This is a genomic window from Nocardioides dongkuii (assembly GCF_014127485.1).
Taxonomy (GTDB): Bacteria; Actinomycetota; Actinomycetes; order Propionibacteriales; family Nocardioidaceae; genus Nocardioides; species Nocardioides dongkuii.
This window is the reverse complement of record NZ_CP059903.1, coordinates 1,441,593-1,459,910: the sequence shown is the minus strand read 5'-3', so window position 1 is coordinate 1,459,910 and position 18,318 is coordinate 1,441,593. Positions and strand designations below refer to the sequence as shown.

The window sequence follows — 18,318 nt, the reverse complement described above, 5'->3', positions numbered from 1 at the left end:
GGCTCCGGCGCGAGGAGCTACAGAGCCGCGAGCACCGCGGCGGCGCGCTCCGCGTCGTCGCGGGACACGTCGAGGTGGGTGACCAGCCGGACCGCCGTGGGCCCGACCGTGCTCACGAGCACGCCGGCCTCCCGCGCGCGGGCGACGTACTCGGTGGCGTCGGGGCGGTCGACCACGACGATGTTCGTCTCGACGGTGGCGGGGTCGCCGCCGCACGCCTCGGCCAGCAGCCGGGCGTGCTCGTGGTCCTCGGCGAGCCGCTCGACGTGGTGGTCGAGCGCGTGCAGGCCCGCGGCCGCGAGGATGCCGACCTGGCGCATGCCGCCGCCCATCCGCTTGCGCCAGACCCGGGCCTCCGCGATCGCGTCGGCGGTCCCGATCATCAGCGACCCGACCGGCGCGCCCAGACCCTTGGACAGGCAGACGGCGAGGACGTCGGCGAGCGCGCCGTACTCGCGCAGCGGGGTGCCGGTGGCGACGTGGGCGTTCCAGATCCGCGCGCCGTCCACGTGCACGGCGGCACCGGCGGCGGTGGCGAACTCGCGCAGGTCCTGGAGGTCCTCGAGCGGCAGCACCGCTCCCCCGGCGAAGTTGTGGGTGTTCTCGACCGAGATCGCCGCCGTCGGCACGAAGAACGGGCCCATGTCGGGAGCGAACAGGCTGCGCACGACGGGCAGGTCGACCTGGCCGCGCGGGTGGATCCAGGTGCGCATCGTGATGCCGGAGTACGCCGCGTGCGCGCCCAGCTCGGCGCGCGCGATGTGGGCGCGCGACTCGCAGAGCACCTCCTGGCCGGGACCGACCAGGGACCGCACGGCGAGCACGTTGGCCATCGAGCCGGTGGGCGTGAACAGCGCCGCCTCGTGGCCGAACAGGTCGGCGACCCGCTCCTCGAGGGCGCGGACGGTCGGGTCCTCGCCGTACACGTCGTCGCCGACCTCGGCGCGCGCCATCGCGGCGCGCATCGCCTCCGTGGGCCGGGTGAGCGTGTCGGACCGGAGGTCGATCACGCCCGTCAGGCCTTGCGCAGCATCTGCGCGACGAGGAAGGACAGCTCCAGCGACTGCACGCGGTTGAGGCGGGGGTCGCAGACCGACTCGTAGCGGTTGCCCAGGTCGACCTCGGCGAGGTCCTCCCCGCCGCCGACGCACTCGGTGACGTCGTCGCCGGTGAGCTCCACGTGCACGCCGCCGGGCCAGGTGCCGAGCGCGCGGTGCACGTCGAAGAAGCCCTGGACCTCCTCGATGACGTCGTCGAAGCGCCGGGTCTTGTAGCCCGAGCTGGCCTCGAAAGTGTTGCCGTGCATCGGGTCGCAGACCCAGGCCACATCGATGCCGGACGCCGCGACCTTCTCCACGAGGTGCGGCAGCCCCTCGCGGATCTTGCCGGCGCCGAAGCGGGTGATGAACGTCAGTCGCCCGGGCTCGTTGTCGGGGTTGAGCCGCGCGGCGAGCGCGAGCGCGTCGTCGGGCGTGGTCGTGGGGCCGAGCTTGACGCCGATCGGGTTGCGGATGTGGCGCAGCAGCTCGACGTGCGCGCCGTCGAGCTGGCGGGTGCGCTCGCCGATCCACAGGAAGTGGCCGGACACGTCGTAGGGCAGCTGGGTGCGCGAGTCGATGCGGGTCATCGCGTGCTCGTACTCCATCACCAGCGCCTCGTGGCTGGAGTGGAAGTCGACGCGGTGGAACTCGTCGGGGTCGGCACCGATGGCCTGCATGAAGGTCAGCGCGCGCTCGATCTCGTTGGCCAGCTGCTCGTACTGCTGGCCGACGGGCGACTCGCGGACGAAGTCGGTGTTCCAGGTGTGCACCTGGCGCAGGTCGGCGTACCCGCCGGTGACGAAGGCGCGCACGAGGTTCAGCGTGGCCGCCGAGGAGTGGTAGACGTCGACCAGCCGCTGCGGGTCGGGCACGCGGGACTCGGGGCTGAACTCGAAGCCGTTCACGGCGTCGCCGCGGTAGGCCGGCAGCGTGAGCCCGTTGCGGGTCTCCATGTCGCTGGAGCGCGGCTTGGCGTACTGGCCGGCGATCCGGCCGAGCTTCACGACCGGGACCGAGGCGGCGTAGGTCAGCACGACCGCCATCTGCAGCAGCACGCGGAGCTTGTTGCGGACGTTGTCGGCGGTCACCCCGGCGAAGGTCTCGGCGCAGTCGCCGCCCTGGAGCAGGAACGCCTCGCCGCGGGAGACCGCGGCGAGCTTGTCCTTGAGCTCGTCGCACTCGCCGGCGAAGACGAGCGGCGGCATCGTGCGCAGCCGCGCGACGGCGGCGTCGACCGCGCCACGGTCGGGGTAGGTCGGCTGCTGGGCCGCGCCGAGGGCGTGCAGGCTCGCGAGGTCGGGGATGCTGCTCACCCCTCCAGGGTACGGCGGGACGCCGCACGGCCCCGATTCGGCGGAGGGGCGTGAGACTGCCCCGGCCGGCGGGTCCCGGCCGGTCAGTCCTCGAGGTGCTCGATGTCGCGGAAGCCGGTCTTCTTCGCCCGGATGCCGCGGTTGGTCAGCCAGGTGAAGACCCACAGCACCAGGCCGACGACGAGCAGGCCGAGCGCGACGCGGTACTGGACCCAGTCCTCGCGGTCGCGCGCCCAGGGCCCGACCAGCGCCAGGCAGGCGAGCGCCCCGACGTACGGCGTCCAGGTCGGCGCCGTGAACCGGCCGTCGGGAACCCGGCGCAGCACCACGCACGCGATGTTCACGACCGCGAAGACGCAGAGCAGCAGCAGGGCGGTGGTGCCGGAGAGCGCCGCGATCACGGAGGTGTCGGCGAGGAAGGTGACCGCGATGATCAGGCCGAGCGCGAGCACGGTGGAGAACAGGATCCCGACCCACGGCGTACGACGGATGGGGAGGACCTTGCCGAGCGAGCGCGGCAGCACGTCCTGGCGGGCCAGGCCGTAGAGCAGGCGGCTGGCCATCAGCATGTTGATGAGCGCGGTGTTGGCCACGGCGACGACGGTGAGGAACGGGAAGATCTTGTCGATCGGCAGGCCCGGCGCGCCGGTGGTGACGACGTTGAGCAGGACCCGGCCCTCCTCGGCCACGACCGTCTCGATCTCGCCCTCGGGGATGACGGCGACGACGGAGATCGAGACCAGGACGTAGAAGACCACGGCGATGCCGAGGCCGGTGAGCATGATCCGCGGGAAGGTCCGCTCGGGGTCCTTGACCTCCTCGACCATGTTGACCGAGTCCTCGAAGCCGACCATCGCGAAGAACGCGATCGCCGTCGCGACGGTGACCGCGAGGAAGAGGCCGCGCTCCGAGCCGGACTCGAAGACCACCATCCGGCCGAGGTCGCCGTCCCCGCGACCGACCACGACGAGGCCGATGACGATCACGATCACCAGGGCGCTGATCTCGATGAGGGTCAGGATGACGTTGAACTTCACGCTCTCGCCGACGCCGCGGAGGTTGATGCCCGCGAGCACGACCATGAACCCCATCGCCACCACCGTGATCGCGGTGTTGCTCTCGCTCGGGATGCCGTCGATCCCGGCGGAGTCGAGCCCCGCCAGCAGGTTGGTGGCGAGCAGGTTCGACGCCGTGGACGCGCTGGTGATGCCCGAGCAGATCACCGCGAAGGCCACGAGGAACGTGACGAAGTGGATGCCGAACGCCTTGTGCGTGTAGAGCGCGGCGCCCGCCGCCTCGGGGAACTTGGTGACCAGCTCGAGGTAGGACATCGCGGTCAGGGTGGCGACCGCGAACGCGACGAGGAACGGCACCCAGACGATGCCGCCGACCTCCAGGGCCATCTCGCCGGTCACGGCGTAGATGCCGGCGCCGAGGATGTCGCCGACGATGAACAGCAGGAGCAGCTTGGGCCCCATCACCCGCTTCAGCTCGGGCTCGGAGTCCTGCTCGCCGACGGTCTCCGCGCCGCTGCTGGTGCTCATGTGATCAGGGTCCCCTCAGTCGTTAGCAGGAAACGTTGCGGCGGGCTCGATGACGCCGAGTCGCTCGAGCAGCACCACGAACGCGACCGCGAAGTCGTTGCCTTCAGTCTCCCGCCGGACCTCGTCCCAGTCGACCTGCTCGCGCACCGCGCGGGCCACCGGCAGCACCGTGCCGAAGTCGCAGGCGTGCTCCTCGAGCGCGTTGAGCTTGTGGCCCATCAGCGCGGTCGCGGAGAGCACCGGCATCCGGACCGACTCGACCTCGACCTCGTCGACCTCCGCCAGCGCGCCCCGCTCGACGGTGCGCCCGTTGACGCGGAACAGGACGTCGACCATCGAGCGGCCGACGTACACCTTGAACAGCCAGTCCTCCGGCGGCTGGACGACCTCGAGGTCGCGCTCGGCCAGCAGCTCGGCGGCCCGCGCGGCGTCGTCCTCGGCGACGACGAAGTCGACGTCGTGGTCGGGCTCCGGGCCGCCGCGGGCCCACAGCGCGTAGCCGCCGGCGAGCGCGAACGGGACGCCGCCCTCCTTGAGGGTCACGGCGACCAGCTTCAGCGCCTCGCGGAGCTCACGGCGCACGTCGGCGACGGGGTCAGCAGCGGGGTCGGTCACGCCGCGGTGTACCCCCCGGGTGCGGGCCGCATGCCGGGACGGCCGGCGGGGGTACCCCTGCCGCAATGCGCCTCGTCACCTTCAACATCCTCAACGGACGCTCCCCCGACGACGACCAGGTCGACCTGTCGGCCTTCCAGGACGCGATCGCCTCCCTGGACGCCGACGTCCTGGCGCTGCAGGAGGTGGACCGCAACCAGCCGCGCTCGCAGCACGCCGACCTCACCGCCGCCGCCGCGGAGGCGATGGGTGCGGCCGACCACCGGTTCGTGGCGGCGCTGAACGGCAGCCCGGGCGCGACCTGGGTCGCGGCGACCGGCGAGGAGCAGCCCGACGCCGCGGCGTACGGCATCGCGCTGCTGAGCCGGCACCCGGTCACGTCCTGGGAGATCGTCCGGCTGCCGGCCCTGCGCACCCGGGTGCCGATGTGGTTCAGGGGCAGCCGGGTCCCGACGATGGTCGGCGACGAGCCCCGGGTGGGGGTGGCCGCGCACGTCGAGGGACCGGGCGGCCCGCTGACGGTGGCGAACACCCACCTGTCGTTCGTACCGTGGTGGAACAGGCGTCAGCTGCGGGCGCTGACCGGCGCCCTCACCGCCGCCGCGCGACCGCTCGTGCTGGTCGGCGACCTCAACATGGGGCCGGACCGGGCGCGGTCGATCACCGGCATGCGGTCGCTGGTCACGGCGCCGACGTTCCCGGCGCAGCGGCCCTGCCTCCAGCTCGACCACGTGCTGGCCGACGGCCCGCTCGAGGTCGCGCACGCCGAGGCCCGCCGGCTCCCGCTCTCCGACCACCGCGCCCTGGTCGTCGACCTCGACCTCGCCACCCCCGCCGAGTCGGCGTGAATGTTCGGGTTCTCCACAGCTCGCCTGTGGGGAACCCGGACATTCACGCCGACTCGGCGTGCAGGTTCCACGGGCGGGGTCAGCCGAAGAAGACCTCGGCCTCGGCGTACTCCTCGGGGCTGACCAGCTTGAGCTCGCCGGTGCCCTCGATGAGCGGGAGCCGGACGATCCTGGTGCCCTGGAGGGCCATCATGGTGCCGAAGTCGCCGTCGGCGACCGCGTCGATCGCCTGCAGGCCGAAGCGGGTCGCCAGCCAGCGGTCGAACGCCGTGGGGGTGCCGCCGCGCTGCACGTGGCCGAGGACGACGGCGCGCGCCTCCTTGCCGGTGCGGTGCTCGATCTCGCTCGCGAGCCGGTCGCCGATGCCGCCGAGCCGGACGTGGCCGAACGCGTCGACCTCGCCCGAGGCGAGCGTCATGTCGCCGCCCTCGATCGGGACCGCACCCTCGGAGACCACGATGATCGGCGCGTAGTGGGTCTCGAACCGGGTCTCGACGTGGGCGCAGATCGCCTCGATGTCGAAGGGCTGCTCGGGGATCAGGACGGCGCTCGCGCCGCCCGCGATGCCGGCGTGCAGGGCGATCCAGCCGGCGTGCCGGCCCATCACCTCGACGACCAGGACGCGGTGGTGCGACTCGGCGGTGGTGTGCAGCCGGTCGATCGCCTCGGTGGCGACGTTGACCGCGGTGTCGAAGCCGAAGGTGAAGTCGGTGCCGCTGAGGTCGTTGTCGATCGTCTTGGGGACGCCGACCACCGAGACGCCGAGGTCGGCGAGCTTGGTGGCCACGCCGAGCGTGTCCTCGCCGCCGATCGCGACCAGGGCGTCGACGCCGTCCGCGGCGAGGTTCTCCCGGATCCGCTCCACGCCGCCGTCGATCTTGAACGGGTTCGTCCGCGAGGAGCCCAGGATCGTGCCGCCGCGGGGCAGGATGCCGCGGCACTCCTCGACGCCGAGCGGCATGGTGAGGCCCTCGAGCGGGCCCTTCCAACCGTCGCGGTAGCCGACGAAGTCGAAGCCGTGCTGCTGCACGCCCTTGCGGACCACCGCCCGGATGACGGCGTTCAGGCCGGGGCAGTCCCCGCCCCCCGTGAGCACTCCGACGCGCATCGACACTCCTCTGCAGAACGGGCCGACCCCTCGTTGGATCGTTCACAGGGACCCTAGTGGCGCAGCCTCCCGGCGGCTACCGGAAGACGCCGACCCTCCTGACTACGCTGCGGCCATGACGTTCTCGATCGTGGCCCGGTCCGCCGACGGAGAGTCCTGGGGGGTGGCGGTCGCCTCGAAGTTCCTCGCGGTCGGGTCCGCCGTGCCGGCCGCGGTCGCCCAGGTGGGCGCGATCGCCACCCAGGCCGACGCCAACGTGGCCTACAAGGGCCTCGCGCTCTCCCACCTCGACGAGGGCGCCACCGCCCCCGTCGCGCTGCAGCGGCTGCTCGAGGAGGACGACGGGCGCGACCACCGCCAGGTCGGCCTGGTCGACGTCGACGGCGGCGCGGTCACCCACACCGGGTCCGCGTGCCTGGACTGGGCGGGCGGCCTCACCGGCGACGGGTACGCCGTCCAGGGCAACGTGCTCACCGGCGAGGAGGTGGTGCTCGCGATGCGCGACGCCTTCGAGGCCTCCGCCCCCGACCTCCCGCTGGCCCACCGGCTGCTCGCGGCGCTGGCCGCCGGCGACGAGGCGGGCGGCGACAAGCGGGGCCGTCAGTCGGCCGCGCTGCTCGTGGTCCGCGACGGTGCCGGGTACGGCGGGCGCGACGACGTCGCCGTCGACCTGCGGGTCGACGACCACGCCGCTCCGGTGACCGAGCTGGCCCGCCTGCTCGACCTCAACGACCTCTACCTCACCGCCTCCACCGAGGAGGAGAAGGTGCCGGTCACCACCGAGCTCGAGGCCGAGCTGGCGGCGTACGCCGAGGCGCAGGGCCACCGCGACTTCGCCGCGTGGGTCGGCACCGAGAACTACGAGATGCGGGTCGCCGACGACCTGTCCTGGATCGACGAGAAGGTCCTCGCGGTGGTGCGGGGCGAGTCGTGACCGTCCTCGCGATCGACGCCGGCACCACCGGCGTGACGGCGGTCGTCGTCACCCCCGAGGGCACCATCGAGGCGACCGCGACCGAGGAGTTCGCCCAGCACTTCCCCCACCCCGGCTGGGTCGAGCACGCCCCCGAGGGGATCTGGCAGGCCACGCTGGACGCGGTGCGCTCCGTGCTCGCCCAGGTCGACCGCTCGGCGCTCACCGCGGTCGGCATCACCAACCAGCGCGAGACGGTGCTGCTCTGGGACCGGGAGACCCTCGGCTCCCCGCGCCGGGCGATCGTCTGGCAGGACCGCCGCTCGGCCGACATCTGCACCCGGATGCGCGACGCGGGCCACGAGAAGCGGGTCGGCGAGCTGACCGGCCTGCGGCTGGACCCCTACTTCTCCGGCACCAAGCTGCGCTGGCTGGCCGAGGAGGAGCCGCACACCTGGGCGCTCGTCGAGTCCGGCCGGTACGCCGTGGGCACGGTCGACTCCTACCTGATCGCCCGGATGACCCGCGGCACCTACCACGTCACCGACGTCTCCAACGCGTGCCGGACGCTGCTCTTCGACCTCGCCGAGGGTGACTGGAGCGACGAGCTCTGCGGCCTGTTCGGCGTACCCCGCGACGCGCTGCCGGAGCTGGTGCCCAGCTGGGGGGAGGTGGCGGTCACCGACCCCAAGACCTTCCTGGACCTGTCGCTGCCGATCTCGGGGATCGCCGGCGACCAGCAGGCGGCGCTGTTCGGGCAGACCTGCTTCGACGTGGGCGACTCCAAGTGCACCTACGGCACCGGCTCGTTCATCCTCACCAACTGCGGCACCGAGGTGCCGCGCTCCGACGCCGGGCTGCTCTCGACGGCCGCGTGGCGCTCCCCCGACGGCGAGCTGACCTACGCGCTCGAGGGCTCGATCTTCGTGACCGGGGCGGCCGTCCAGTGGCTGCGCGACGGCCTGCAGATCGTCGGGTCCGCCGCCGAGACCGCCGCGATCGCGGCCACCGTCGACTCCAGCGAGGGCGTGGTCTTCGTGCCGGCCCTCACCGGGCTCGGCGCCCCCCACTGGGACCCGCACGCCCGCGGCCTGATCGTGGGGCTGACCCGGGGCACCACGCGCGCCCACCTGGTGCGGGCCACGCTGGAGGCGATCGCCTTCGAGGTGCGCGACGTCCTGGAGACGATGCCCGCCGACCTGTCCTCGCTGCGCGTGGACGGCGGCGCGTCGGCCAACGACCTGCTCTGCCAGATCCAGGCCGACCAGATCGGCGTCCCCGTCGAGCGGCCGCGGCTGGTCGAGACGACCGCGCTCGGGGCGGCGTTCCTCGCCGGCCTCGGCACCGGCGTCTGGGGCTCCACCGACGACCTGCGCGAGACCTGGCAGCTGGACCGGTCGTTCACGCCGGGCCCCGACCGGGCGGGCGCGGACGCGGCGCACGCCCGGTGGAGCGCCGCCGTCGACCGCTCGCGCGGCTGGGCGCAGGTCTAGCCCTCGAGCTTGTCGAGCGCAGCGCGCGCGGCGTCGCGCGCCCGGGTCGCCTCGGCGAGGGCGTCCTCGGCCTCGCTCCGGCCGTCCTCGGCCTCGGCGAGCTCGTCGTCGACCTCCTCGGCGGCGGTCTCGAGCTCGGCCAGCCGGCGCCGCAGCTCGTCGGCCTCGGCCTGCACCTGCATGGTGCGCGCCTCGAGCTCCTTGACCGAGGCGACCACCTCGTCGAGCGCCGCCCGGGCGGCGGCGACCTCCTCCTCGGCGCCCTCGAGGACCTCCTCGGCGGCGGCGCGCGCCTTCGCGTCCGCGTCGGGGTCGGGCACGACCTTGAGGTCGGGCCGGGCCGGCGCCTCGACCTCGCGCGGGGTGGCGCTGAACCCGAGCGCGTCGGGCACCGCCACCGCGCCGGCGAGGTCGACCTCGTCGACGCCGGTCGCCGCCAGCGCGGTGACCAGCAGCCCGCTGCGCACCGCGGCACCGCACCGCTCGTCGACCATCGCCGCCGTGAGCGTCGCCTCCACCTGGTCGGCCACCGCCTCGGTCACCTTGACGCCGCGGTCGCGGGCGACGCTGCGGGCCTGCGTCGTGATCGCCGCGGTCAGCTGGCGGCGCTGCCGGGTCAGCGCCCGCAGCTCCTCGCCCGACATGTCCGCCTGGGCCTGCCGGAGCGCGGCGCCGACGGCCAGCACCTGCTCGACCTGCTCGGTCTCGTGCCGCACCAGCACGTTGACCACCCAGGCCGCCGTCGACGCCTTGCGCAGCGCCTTGACCTGCTGGGCGAGGTCGGTGCCCCGGTGCTGCTTGGCCAGCGCGTCGCGGGCGGGCGTGAAGTCGGCGAGGGCGAGCCCGTAGAGCTCGTCGGCGATCTCGAGCAGCGCGCTCACCGCAGCTCGTCGTCCTCGTCGAGACCCTGCTCGATGGCGTAGCGGGTCAGCTCCACCCGGTTGTGCATCTGCAGCTTCCGCAGGGTGTTCTGCACGTGGTTCTGCACGGTGCGGTGGGAGAGCACGAGCCGCTCGGCGATCTGGCGGTACGAGAGCCCCTTGGCCACCATCTTGAGCACCTCGGTCTCGCGCTCGGTGAGCTCGGGGTTGGCGGGGCCGGACGCCGCGGGCTCGCTGAGCCGCCGGTACTCCCCCAGCACCAGGCCGGCCAGGCCCGGGGTGAACACGGTGTCGCCCGCGGCCACCCGGCGTACGGCGTCGAGCAGCTCCTCGCGCGACGCCGACTTCACCAGGTAGCCGGTCGCGCCCGCCTTGACCGCCTCGAGGACGTCGGCCTGCTCGCCCGACGCGGACAGGATCAGCACCCGCGCCGCGGGGTCCTGGCGCAGCACCTCCGCGGTCACCTCGACCCCGCCCGGCGCGGGGATCTGCAGGTCCAGCACCAGCACCTGCGGGCGCACCGCGGGGAACCGGGCGAGCGCCTCCGGCCCGTTCGCCGCCACCCCGACCACGTCGAAGCCGGCGGCCTGCAGGTCGCGCTCGACCGCGTCGCGCCACATCGGGTGGTCGTCGACGACCATCACCCGGATCGGCTCGTCCGTCATGGCCGGGACCCTAGTGGGTGCCGGGGCTGCCGGCGCGCACCCAGCGACCCCGCCGGTGGGCGAGCGGGTCGTCGTCGTCGCCGACGTGGACCTCCTCGACGACGCAGGTGAGCAGGTCCGACCAGCCCACGGACGCGGACGACTCGACGACGAGGCCGGCCCACACGGTGGTCCCGACGAGCCGCGGCCCCCAGGGCGTCTGCTCGAACGGCGCCGCGCGGAACGGTCCGCCGGGCGCCGGCGCGGTGCCCGCGAACGCCTCGGCCAGGTCGCGGTGCCTCCAGGACAGAAGCTGGACCACGCAGCGCCCGGTGTCGGCGACGACGTCGGCGAGGTCGGAGTCGGGGTCGACCAGCGCGAGCAGCCGAGCCGGCTCCCCGGCGGCCACCATGAGGGAGGTGACCGTCAGCCCGGCCCGGCCGTGCGGGTCGTCGAGCGCGCCAGCGGTCCACAGCGAGACCGCGCCGCCGAGCCGGCCCCGGAACCGGCGGACCGGGTCGGGCTCGGGGTCGGCGAACGGGTGGGTGTCGTGGATGGTCATCGGTCCTCCCGGGGCACGCAGAGCTCCCACTCGGTGCCGTCCGCGCCGGTGGTGAGGGTGGCGGTGCCGCCGAGGTCGAGCACCCGGCCGCGGACCGACTGGCTGACCCCGAGCCGGCCCTGGTCCTCGGCCGCCGCGAGCCGGCCCGCGGGGATGCCCGGGCCGTCGTCGCGCACCGCGACCTCCACCCGGTCGGGCAGCTCCTCGAGCAGCACCCACGCGGTCGAGCCGGGGGCGTGCCGCGTCACGTTGTCCAGGCAGGCGCTCACCGCGGCGGTCAGCTCGTCGACGACGTGCGCGTCGAGCTCGACCGGGGCGCCCGGCCCCACCACGACGACGCCCGGCCGCTCGAGGCGGGCGAGCTCGGCGGCGAGGTCGCGCCGGCCGCCCGGCACGCCGGCGCCGGAGGGTACGGCGTCCTGCGCGCGGATCAGTCGCCGCAGCTCGGCCTCCTGCTCGCCGGCCAGCCGCCCGAGCTCGGCCGCGTCGCCGCCGAGCTCCGCACCCCGGCGCTGCACGAGCGCGAGCACCTGGAGCACGCCGTCGTGGACCGCGCGGGCCAGCCGGGCGCGCTCCCTCGCGGCGGCCGCCTCGTGCTCGGCGCGGTCACGCTGCTCGGCCATCCGGTGCAGCGACTCGGCCATCCCGCCGATCACCACGCCGCCGATGACCAGCAGGTAGACGTTGCCGTAGTTGGTCTGGCTGACGTCCTCGCGCACCGACAGGTCGACGACGGCCAGCGCGAGGGCCGCGACCAGCCCGCCGCGCCAGCGCAGGTGGATCGCCCAGGCGAGCAGCGCGGCCATCACCCAGAACCCCGGCACGCTGGCGCTGAACCCGTCCCCCTTGACCAGGGGCGTGACCGCGAGCGCCCCCAGGGCGACCAGCAGGTCGAGCACCAGCACCGGCAGCGTGCGGCGGGCCGGGTCGGCGTACGCCCAGACGGTGAACGCCGTCCACGCGACCATGACCAGCACGACCAGCAGGCCCGCGACCGGGCGCTGGAAGTTCTCGGCGCGGTAGAGGTTCAGCCCCACCGCGTTGAGGAGCAGGACGACCCGCAGCACCGCCAGCGACCGGAACAGCCGGTCCTCGACGGTCGCCTCCGGACGGCGCCAGCCGACCGGTCGGGTCAGGACGCCTTCCTCTGGTCGACCGCGTCGCGCTCGTCGCGGGCGTCGCTCGCGGCCTTCTCGGCCTTGCGGGACTCCTCCTTGGCGCGGGAGGCGTACACGTCGACGTACTCCTGGCCGGAGAGCTTCATGATCTCGTACATGATCTCGTCGGTGATCGAGCGCAGGATGTAGCGGTCGTTCTCCATGCCCTCGTAGCGGGAGAAGTCCAGCGGCTTCCCGAAGCGCACGACGGGGCGGGTGAACCGGCCGAACTTCTTGCCCGGGGGCGCCACCACGTCGGTGCCGACCACGGCGACCGGGATGACCGGGACCCCGCTCTCGAGCGCGAGCCGGGCCACGCCGGTCTTGCCGCGGTAGAGTTTGCCGTCGTGGGAGCGGGTGCCCTCGGGGTAGATGCCGAACAGCTCGCCCTGGTCCAGGATCCGCTTGGCCGCCGACAGCGCGCCCTCGGCGGCGCTGGCGCCGCTGCGGTCGATCGGCACCTGGCCGGCGCCGGAGAAGAACAGCCGCTGCAGGCGGCCCTTGACGCCCGGCGTCGTGAAGTACTCGGCCTTCGCGACGAACGTGACCCGCCGCGGCAGGGTCAGCGGCATGAACAGCCAGTCGGCGTACGAGAGGTGGTTGCTGGCCAGGATCGCCGGCCCCTCGACGGGGACGTGGTCGGCGCCCTCGGCCTGGGGGCGGAAGACCACCCGCAGCACCGGGCCCAGCGCGATCCACTTCAGGAACCAGTAGAACACCGAGCAACCCACCCTCCACCGACCGACCGAGACACCGGAACTGTAGACCTAGAGTGCCGCCATGACGATCCACCCGCTCGCGTCCCCGCTCTCGGTCCCCGCCCGCCCCGAGCTCACCGACGGCCGACGGGTCGCCGTGCTGCTCAGCCACGGGTTCACCGGCCAGCCGGCGTCGGTCAAGCCGTGGGGCGAGCACCTCGCCGAGCGGGGGTACGCCGTGGAGGTGCCGCGGCTGCCCGGCCACGGCACCACCTGGCGGGAGATGAACGCCACCACCTGGGAGGACTGGTACGGCGAGCTGGCGCGGGTCTTCGACAAGCTCTGCCTCGACAACGACGCCGTGGTCGTCGGCGGGCTCTCCATGGGCGGCGCGCTGAGCCTGCGCCTGGCGGCCGAGCACCCCGACCGGGTCTCCGGCGTCGTGGTCGTGAACCCCGCCGTCGCCACCAAGCGCCTGGACGTCAAGCTGCTGCCGGTCCTCAAGCACCTCGTGCCCTCGCTGCCCGGCATCATCAACGACATCAAGAAGCCCGGCGTCGAGGAGCACGGCTACACCCGGACGCCGCTCAAGGCGGCGCACACGATGTTCCGCGCCTGGCCGACGCTCGCCGCCGACCTGCCGAACGTCACCGCGCCGCTGCTCTACTTCCGCTCCACGGTCGACAACGTCGTCGACGAGCTGTCCGAGCCGCTGATCACCCGCTCGGTCTCCTCCCGCGAGGTGCGCGTCGTGCGCCTGGAGGACAGCTACCACGTGGCGACCCTCGACCACGACGCCCCGCGGATCTTCGCGGACACCGCGGAGTTCGTCGCGCGGGTGAGCGCCCCCTAGCCAGCGGGAGGTACGGCGGGCTGGGGACTCCGCGTCCGACCGCCTACGCTCGCAGGGTGCAGCGGGACGAGGACGAGGACGCCGTCTGGCGCTCCATCGTCGACAACTACGGCGAGCGTCCGGCCCTGGACGGCGAGGCCGGCGCCGCTGCTGAGCCCGCAGCGGAGCCCGCGGCAGAGACCGCGGCGGAGCCCGTGCCGGACCCGGAGTCCACGCCCGAGCCGGAGCCGGACTGGTTCAGCTCGACCTCGGTCGACCCCGAGGACCGGTTCGTCCCGCCGCCCGCGCCGCCGCTCCCCCGGCCGACCCGCGACCGGCTGTTCGCCTGGCTGGGGGTCTTCGGCTCCCCGACGGTGCTGCTGGTGTGCCTGGTCGCCGGGATCTCGCTGCCGCGGCTGATCGCCTACCTGCTGGTCGCGTCGTTCGTCGGCGGCTTCCTCTACCTCGTCTGGCAGATGCCGCGCGGCCCCCGGGACCCCTGGGACGACGGCGCGCAGGTCTAGGCAGGTCCAGGCAGGTCCAGGCGCGGTCAGGCCAGGGAGTCGCGGGCCAGGTCGGCCGCACCCACGGCGCCGGCCTCCGGCCCGAACCGGGCCCGGACCACCGGCGGCACCGTCCGGTGTCCGCCGCCGACCAGCGACCGGGCCAGCGCGGTGCGGGCCGGCTCCAGCAGCCGGTCCCCCGCTGCGGACACCCCGCCGCCGATGACCACCAGCTCGGGGTCGAAGGCCGCGACCAGGTTGGCGAGGCCGACGCCGAGCCACTCACCCACCGAGGCGAAGGCGCCGCGCGCGACCAGGTCGCCGTCCTCGGCGGCCGCGGTCACCATCGGCCCGACCAGCAGGTCCGGGTCGCCGGAGCAGAGCTCCTCCAGCAGCGTGGGCTCGTGGCCGAGCCTCGCGCGGGCGTGCCGGACCAGCGCGTTGCCGCTGGAGTACTGCTCCCAGCAGCCGCGGCCCCCGCACTCGCAGGCCCGGCCGTCGGGGACGACCTGCATGTGGCCGAACTCCCCCGCCATGCCGTTGCGCCCCCGGTGCACCCGGCCGCCGAGCACCACGGCGCCGCCGATGCCGGTGCCCATCGTGACGACCAGGACGTCCCGCGCGTCCCGGGCCGCGCCGTACCGCAGCTCGGCGCGGGCGGTGCAGTTCGCGTCGTTGTCCAGCGCCACCGGGACGCCCCACAGGTCGGTGAGCCGGCGGCGTACCTCCTCGCCGCGCCAGGGCAGGTGCGGCGCGAACATCACCCGCTCGCCCGCGGCGTCGACGAACCCGGCCGCGGCCAGGCCGACCCCGTCCACCTCGCGACCGGCGGCGACCTCCTCGACGGCCTCGGTGAGCGCGGCCTCCAGGAGGCGTACGTCGACCCGGCGGCCCGGCGTCGAGCGGCGGGCCGTGCGCGCCACGGCGCCGGTCGCGTCGACCTCCGCGGCGAGCACCTTGGTACCGCCGACGTCGACCCCGACGAAGAGCCCCACCGCGCTACCGCCGCGCGAGGTCGGCGGCGCCGATCAGGCCCGCGCGGTTGCCGAGCCGGGCCTTGCGGATCTCCAGCGACGGACGGTGGCCGCGACCGGTGAGCTGCGCGGCGAACGCCGCCCGGGCCGGCCCGATCAGCAGGTCGCCCGCCTCGCTGACGCCGCCCCCGATCACCACGACCGCGGGGTCGAGGATGGCGGTGAGCGAGGCGATCCCCTCGCCGAGCCAGCGGCCGAGCTCGGCGAGCGCCTCGACCGCGAACGGGTCGCCGGCGCGGGCCGCCTCGGTGACCAGCGGGCCGGTGATCCGCTCCGGGTCGCCGCCGGCGAGGTCCAGGACGTGGCGGGCCAGCAGCGAGCCGCCGCGGGCCGAGGCACGCACCTCGCGCACCATGGCCGAGCCGCTGGCGTACTGCTCGAAGCACCCGTGGTTGCCGCAGCCGCAGAGGATCCCGCCCGGGACGACGCGCATGTGCCCGATCTCGGCGCCCACCCCGAACGCGCCGCGGTAGAGCGAGCCGTCGAGGACGACGCCGCCGCCCACGCCGGTGCCGACCGTGACCAGCAGCAGGTCGTCGACGTCGTGGCCGGCGCCGTACCGGAACTCGCCCCACGCGGCCGCGTTGGCGTCGTTCTCGACGACGACCGGGAGGTGCACGCGCTCCTCGAGCTCGGACTTCAGGTCGACGTTGCGCCAGGCGATGTTGGGGGCGAACATCACGACCGCCCGGGCCTTGTCGATGTAGCCGGCGGCGCCGACGCCGACCGCGGAGATGTCGTGGCGCGAGCGCAGCTCGAGGACCAGCCCGGCGATGGCGTCCTCGATGGCCTCGGCGTCGGTGGCCGGCGACACGACCCGCAGCTCCTCGAGGATGGCGCCGTCCTCGTCGACGACCCCGCCGGCGATCTTGGTGCCGCCGACGTCGACCCCGCAGGACAGGGTCATGCGTCCTCCGCCCACTCGTCCGCGTCGTCGAGGTCGATCGGCTCCACCCCCGCGCCCTGCGCGCGGGCGCGCGTCTCGTCGGGCACCGCGGTCGCCAGCAGGCCGGCGGCGGCCTGGGCCAGCGACGAGACCGCGGCGCTCAGGTGCGCCCGGACCTCGGGGCTGGTGCGGCGCAGCACGTGCACCGTCCGGCAGACCGGGCACAGGGTGCACTCGGGGCTGTCGGTGGCGACGTGCTCGCCGACGTCGTGGAGCGTGGCGGCGGCGCGGTCGGCGAGACCGGAGACCCCGGCACCCAGGTCGGCGCCCTGGTCGCGTGCGAGGTCGGCGAGCACGCCGAAGAGCTTGGCCGCCTCCTCCCCGACGCTTCCGGTCTCCTCGGTGCTCATCCGTGTCGCCTCTCTGCGGTGCCTGCGGTGCCTGCGGTGTCTGTCGTGTCTGTCGTGTCTGTGGTGGTCTCGGTGGTGGGTCCGGTGGCCGCCGGTGTCTCGCGGAACCGCACCTGCAGCTCGCCGTCCACGACCCGGGCGCCGGCCACCTGGAAGCGGGCCAGCCCGGCGGGCAGCGTCAGGAGCCGACGGTAGGACCCCACGGTGACGACCAGCTCCTCGCCGTTGCGCGCCAGGTCGACGTCGTCGCGCGAGACGCCGGGCAGCGCCAGGTGGAGCACCGCCCCCGTGGCGGTCCGCTGGACACGGAACGGCCCGTCCCCGGCCGGGGGCGCGAGCGGGTCGGTGCCGGCGTACACCTCGCGGGCCAGGGCGGTCAGCGCCTCGACCCCGATCGGCTCGCGCGGGCGGTAGACCGAGCGCCACACCGGCAGGTCGCCGAAGGACTGCTCGACCTGCGCGAGCACCTCGTCCTGGGCGAGCACCCAGCCGGCCCGCCAGTCGTCGGCGTCCTCGGCGGGGAAGACCCGGTTGGCGACCACGCCGTCGACGCGGTAGCCGTACAGCGAGAGCGTGGTGTGCGAGCGCCGGGCCTCGGCGAGGACGACGGACTCGGGCGTCAGCACGATCCGCACGCTCGAGCCGGGGCCGGACAGCAGCTGGCGCACCTCGTCGAGCTCGGCGTGCAGCCGCTCGACGGCGTCGAAGACGTCGTCGGCGGGCATCGGCACCCCGGCGGCGCGGGTCAGCACCGGGCGCAGCGCCTTGACGATCCGCCGCTCGGCGGGGAACACCCGCTGCATGTACCAGCCGAGCGCCTCGGGCAGGGCGAGCAGCCGCAGCGTCTCGGCGGTCGGGGCGCAGTCGACGACCACGACGTCCCAGGCGCCGGAGAGCGCGTGCAGCCGCAGCTCGAGAAGCGCCAGCACCTCCTCGGCGCCGGGGATGACCGTCAGCTCCTCGGCGGCCACCGGGTCGACGCCGGCGACGTCGAGCACCGAGAGCAGGTAGCCCTGGATCTCCGCCCAGGACTGCTGGAAGCGCAGCTGCGCGTCGACCTGCTGGACGAAGAGCCGGTCGGCGACCTGGGTGGGCTCGGCGCCGACGGGCACGCCGTACGCGTCGGCGAGGGAGTGCGCGGCGTCGGTGGAGAGCACGAGCGTGCGGTGCCCTCCGGCCGCCGCGAGCGCGGCCGTGCCGGCCGCGATCGTCGACTTGCCGACGCCGCCCTTGCCGGTGAAGAGGAGGATGCGCACGCGGGTCAGAGCGACTCGACGCGCTTCTTGAGCCCCTTCAGCGCGGTGTCGATGAGGATCTTCTCGCCCTTGCGCTTGAGCATGCCGATGAGCGGGATCGAGACGTCGAGCGCCAGCCGGTAGGTCACCTCGGTGGACCCGTCGCCGCGGTCGCGCAGGACGTAGGCGCCGTCGAGCGCCCGCAGCATCTTGCCCTCGACGAGGGTCCAGGTGACCTCGCGGTCGCCGTCCCAGTCGTAGGCGAGGGTGTACTCGTCCTTGATCGGCGAGACGTCGAGGGCGAAGAACACCTGCTCGGCGCGGCCGTCGACCCCCGCGGTGGTGACCTCGGCGACCGTGACGCCCTTGGCCCACTGGGGGTAGGACTTGAAGTCGGCGATCACCGCCATCACGTCGGCAGGGGGGGCGTCGACGACGATCGAGGAGGTGGTCTGCTCGGCCACGGGTGCCCCCAGTTCCGGTGCGGGTGTGCGGTGCGGTGTCGTGCGGGCGGCGCAGGGCCGGTCGGTCAGGCAGCGTACCGGATGAGGAGCCCCCCGCCACCCGGCGGTAACCTGCCCCGGGGCGCCGCTCGGGGCGGC

General features: G+C 74.2%; 20 protein-coding genes. 5 read left to right on the top strand and 15 right to left on the bottom strand.

Annotation, left to right across the window (positions count from 1 at the left end; all coding sequences use genetic code 11):
• Positions 1-17: 17 nt before the first annotated feature.
• The 4 genes from H4O22_RS07115 to H4O22_RS07100 form a co-directional block, all read right to left on the bottom strand.
• Positions 18-1,010, bottom strand: a complete 993-nt coding sequence (locus tag H4O22_RS07115; protein WP_182526318.1) for a threonine aldolase family protein — start codon at positions 1,008-1,010, stop codon at positions 18-20.
• A 5-nt stretch (positions 1,011-1,015) separates the two neighbouring features.
• Positions 1,016-2,353, bottom strand: coding sequence for a class II 3-deoxy-7-phosphoheptulonate synthase (locus H4O22_RS07110; protein ID WP_182526317.1), 1,338 nt, complete (start codon positions 2,351-2,353; stop codon positions 1,016-1,018).
• Positions 2,354-2,436: 83 nt separating this feature from the next.
• Positions 2,437-3,897: an APC family permease gene (locus tag H4O22_RS07105; RefSeq protein WP_182526316.1), complete on the bottom strand. Its 1,461-nt coding sequence runs from the start codon at positions 3,895-3,897 to the stop codon at positions 2,437-2,439.
• A 15-nt stretch (positions 3,898-3,912) separates the two neighbouring features.
• Positions 3,913-4,512 (bottom strand): hypothetical protein, encoded by a 600-nt coding sequence (locus tag H4O22_RS07100; RefSeq protein ID WP_244963142.1) that lies wholly within the window; start codon positions 4,510-4,512, stop codon positions 3,913-3,915.
• A gap of 65 nt (positions 4,513-4,577) precedes the next feature.
• On the opposite strand from H4O22_RS07100, the gene H4O22_RS07095 reads away from it, so the two are divergent.
• Complete coding sequence (locus H4O22_RS07095; protein ID WP_182526315.1) at positions 4,578-5,360, top strand: endonuclease/exonuclease/phosphatase family protein; 783 nt, start codon at positions 4,578-4,580, stop codon at positions 5,358-5,360.
• A gap of 79 nt (positions 5,361-5,439) precedes the next feature.
• On the opposite strand, the gene H4O22_RS07090 is transcribed toward H4O22_RS07095, so the two are convergent.
• Entirely contained in the window at positions 5,440-6,468 is a 1,029-nt protein-coding gene (locus tag H4O22_RS07090; protein ID WP_182526314.1) for a 6-phosphofructokinase, read from the bottom strand.
• A 115-nt stretch (positions 6,469-6,583) separates the two neighbouring features.
• On the opposite strand from H4O22_RS07090, the gene H4O22_RS07085 reads away from it, so the two are divergent.
• Both H4O22_RS07085 and glpK read left to right on the top strand, forming a co-directional pair.
• Entirely contained in the window at positions 6,584-7,402 is an 819-nt protein-coding gene (locus tag H4O22_RS07085; protein ID WP_182526313.1) for a DUF1028 domain-containing protein, read from the top strand.
• A complete protein-coding gene (gene glpK, locus H4O22_RS07080; RefSeq protein ID WP_182526312.1) occupies positions 7,399-8,874 on the top strand; it encodes a glycerol kinase GlpK in 1,476 nt (491 codons plus the stop codon). The genes H4O22_RS07085 and glpK overlap by 4 nt, the downstream gene beginning before the upstream one ends.
• Here the strand turns inward: glpK and H4O22_RS07075 are convergent.
• Genes H4O22_RS07075 through H4O22_RS07055 form a run of 5 tightly spaced genes read right to left on the bottom strand, consistent with a single transcriptional unit; the run spans position 8,871 to position 12,837 of the window.
• Complete coding sequence (locus H4O22_RS07075) at positions 8,871-9,755, bottom strand: hypothetical protein (RefSeq protein WP_182526311.1); 885 nt, start codon at positions 9,753-9,755, stop codon at positions 8,871-8,873. The two genes, glpK and H4O22_RS07075, sit on opposite strands and share 4 nt — an antisense overlap.
• Complete coding sequence (locus H4O22_RS07070; RefSeq protein ID WP_182526310.1) at positions 9,752-10,420, bottom strand: response regulator; 669 nt, start codon at positions 10,418-10,420, stop codon at positions 9,752-9,754. The genes H4O22_RS07075 and H4O22_RS07070 overlap by 4 nt, the downstream gene beginning before the upstream one ends.
• A 10-nt stretch (positions 10,421-10,430) precedes the next feature.
• Positions 10,431-10,961: a flavin reductase family protein gene (locus tag H4O22_RS07065; protein ID WP_182526309.1), complete on the bottom strand. Its 531-nt coding sequence runs from the start codon at positions 10,959-10,961 to the stop codon at positions 10,431-10,433.
• Positions 10,958-12,097 (bottom strand): MacS family sensor histidine kinase, encoded by a 1,140-nt coding sequence (macS, locus tag H4O22_RS07060; protein ID WP_182527007.1) that lies wholly within the window; start codon positions 12,095-12,097, stop codon positions 10,958-10,960. Before macS ends, H4O22_RS07065 begins: the two co-directional genes overlap by 4 nt.
• Entirely contained in the window at positions 12,094-12,837 is a 744-nt protein-coding gene (locus H4O22_RS07055; protein ID WP_182526308.1) for a lysophospholipid acyltransferase family protein, read from the bottom strand. Before H4O22_RS07055 ends, macS begins: the two co-directional genes overlap by 4 nt.
• A gap of 61 nt (positions 12,838-12,898) precedes the next feature.
• Here H4O22_RS07055 and H4O22_RS07050 point away from each other — a divergent pair, with 61 nt between their 5' ends.
• Both H4O22_RS07050 and H4O22_RS07045 read left to right on the top strand, forming a co-directional pair.
• Positions 12,899-13,669, top strand: coding sequence for an alpha/beta hydrolase (locus H4O22_RS07050; protein WP_182526307.1), 771 nt, complete (start codon positions 12,899-12,901; stop codon positions 13,667-13,669).
• 56 nt (positions 13,670-13,725) lie between these two features.
• A complete protein-coding gene (locus tag H4O22_RS07045) occupies positions 13,726-14,172 on the top strand; it encodes a hypothetical protein (RefSeq protein ID WP_182526306.1) in 447 nt (148 codons plus the stop codon).
• Between the two features lie 26 nt (positions 14,173-14,198).
• On the opposite strand, the gene H4O22_RS07040 is transcribed toward H4O22_RS07045, so the two are convergent.
• Genes H4O22_RS07040 through H4O22_RS07020 form a run of 5 tightly spaced genes read right to left on the bottom strand, consistent with a single transcriptional unit; the run spans position 14,199 to position 18,180 of the window.
• Complete coding sequence (locus H4O22_RS07040; protein ID WP_182526305.1) at positions 14,199-15,146, bottom strand: ROK family protein; 948 nt, start codon at positions 15,144-15,146, stop codon at positions 14,199-14,201.
• A 4-nt stretch (positions 15,147-15,150) separates the two neighbouring features.
• Entirely contained in the window at positions 15,151-16,092 is a 942-nt protein-coding gene (locus H4O22_RS07035) for an ROK family glucokinase (RefSeq protein WP_182526304.1), read from the bottom strand.
• On the bottom strand, positions 16,089-16,481 hold the full coding sequence (locus H4O22_RS07030) for a hypothetical protein (RefSeq protein WP_182526303.1): 393 nt from the start codon (positions 16,479-16,481) through the stop codon (positions 16,089-16,091). Before H4O22_RS07030 ends, H4O22_RS07035 begins: the two co-directional genes overlap by 4 nt.
• Positions 16,478-17,737 (bottom strand): ArsA family ATPase, encoded by a 1,260-nt coding sequence (locus H4O22_RS07025; protein ID WP_182526302.1) that lies wholly within the window; start codon positions 17,735-17,737, stop codon positions 16,478-16,480. Before H4O22_RS07025 ends, H4O22_RS07030 begins: the two co-directional genes overlap by 4 nt.
• Positions 17,738-17,742: 5 nt before the next feature.
• Entirely contained in the window at positions 17,743-18,180 is a 438-nt protein-coding gene (locus H4O22_RS07020) for an SRPBCC family protein (RefSeq protein WP_182526301.1), read from the bottom strand.
• Positions 18,181-18,318: the final 138 nt, after the last annotated feature.

What these genes read in the sequence shown, in the direction of transcription:
- H4O22_RS07105 (WP_182526316.1), bottom strand. Translation starts at nt 3,897, where the DNA reads ATGAGCACCAGCAGCGGCGCGGAGACCGTCGGCGAGCAGGACTCCGAG.
- H4O22_RS07095 (WP_182526315.1), top strand. Translation starts at nt 4,578, where the DNA reads ATGCGCCTCGTCACCTTCAACATCCTCAACGGACGCTCCCCCGACGAC.
- H4O22_RS07090 (WP_182526314.1), bottom strand. Translation starts at nt 6,468, where the DNA reads ATGCGCGTCGGAGTGCTCACGGGGGGCGGGGACTGCCCCGGCCTGAAC.
- H4O22_RS07085 (WP_182526313.1), top strand. Translation starts at nt 6,584, where the DNA reads ATGACGTTCTCGATCGTGGCCCGGTCCGCCGACGGAGAGTCCTGGGGG.
- H4O22_RS07070 (WP_182526310.1), bottom strand. Translation starts at nt 10,420, where the DNA reads ATGACGGACGAGCCGATCCGGGTGATGGTCGTCGACGACCACCCGATG.
- H4O22_RS07065 (WP_182526309.1), bottom strand. Translation starts at nt 10,961, where the DNA reads ATGACCATCCACGACACCCACCCGTTCGCCGACCCCGAGCCCGACCCG.
- H4O22_RS07050 (WP_182526307.1), top strand. Translation starts at nt 12,899, where the DNA reads ATGACGATCCACCCGCTCGCGTCCCCGCTCTCGGTCCCCGCCCGCCCC.
- H4O22_RS07035 (WP_182526304.1), bottom strand. Translation starts at nt 16,092, where the DNA reads ATGACCCTGTCCTGCGGGGTCGACGTCGGCGGCACCAAGATCGCCGGC.
- H4O22_RS07030 (WP_182526303.1), bottom strand. Translation starts at nt 16,481, where the DNA reads ATGAGCACCGAGGAGACCGGAAGCGTCGGGGAGGAGGCGGCCAAGCTC.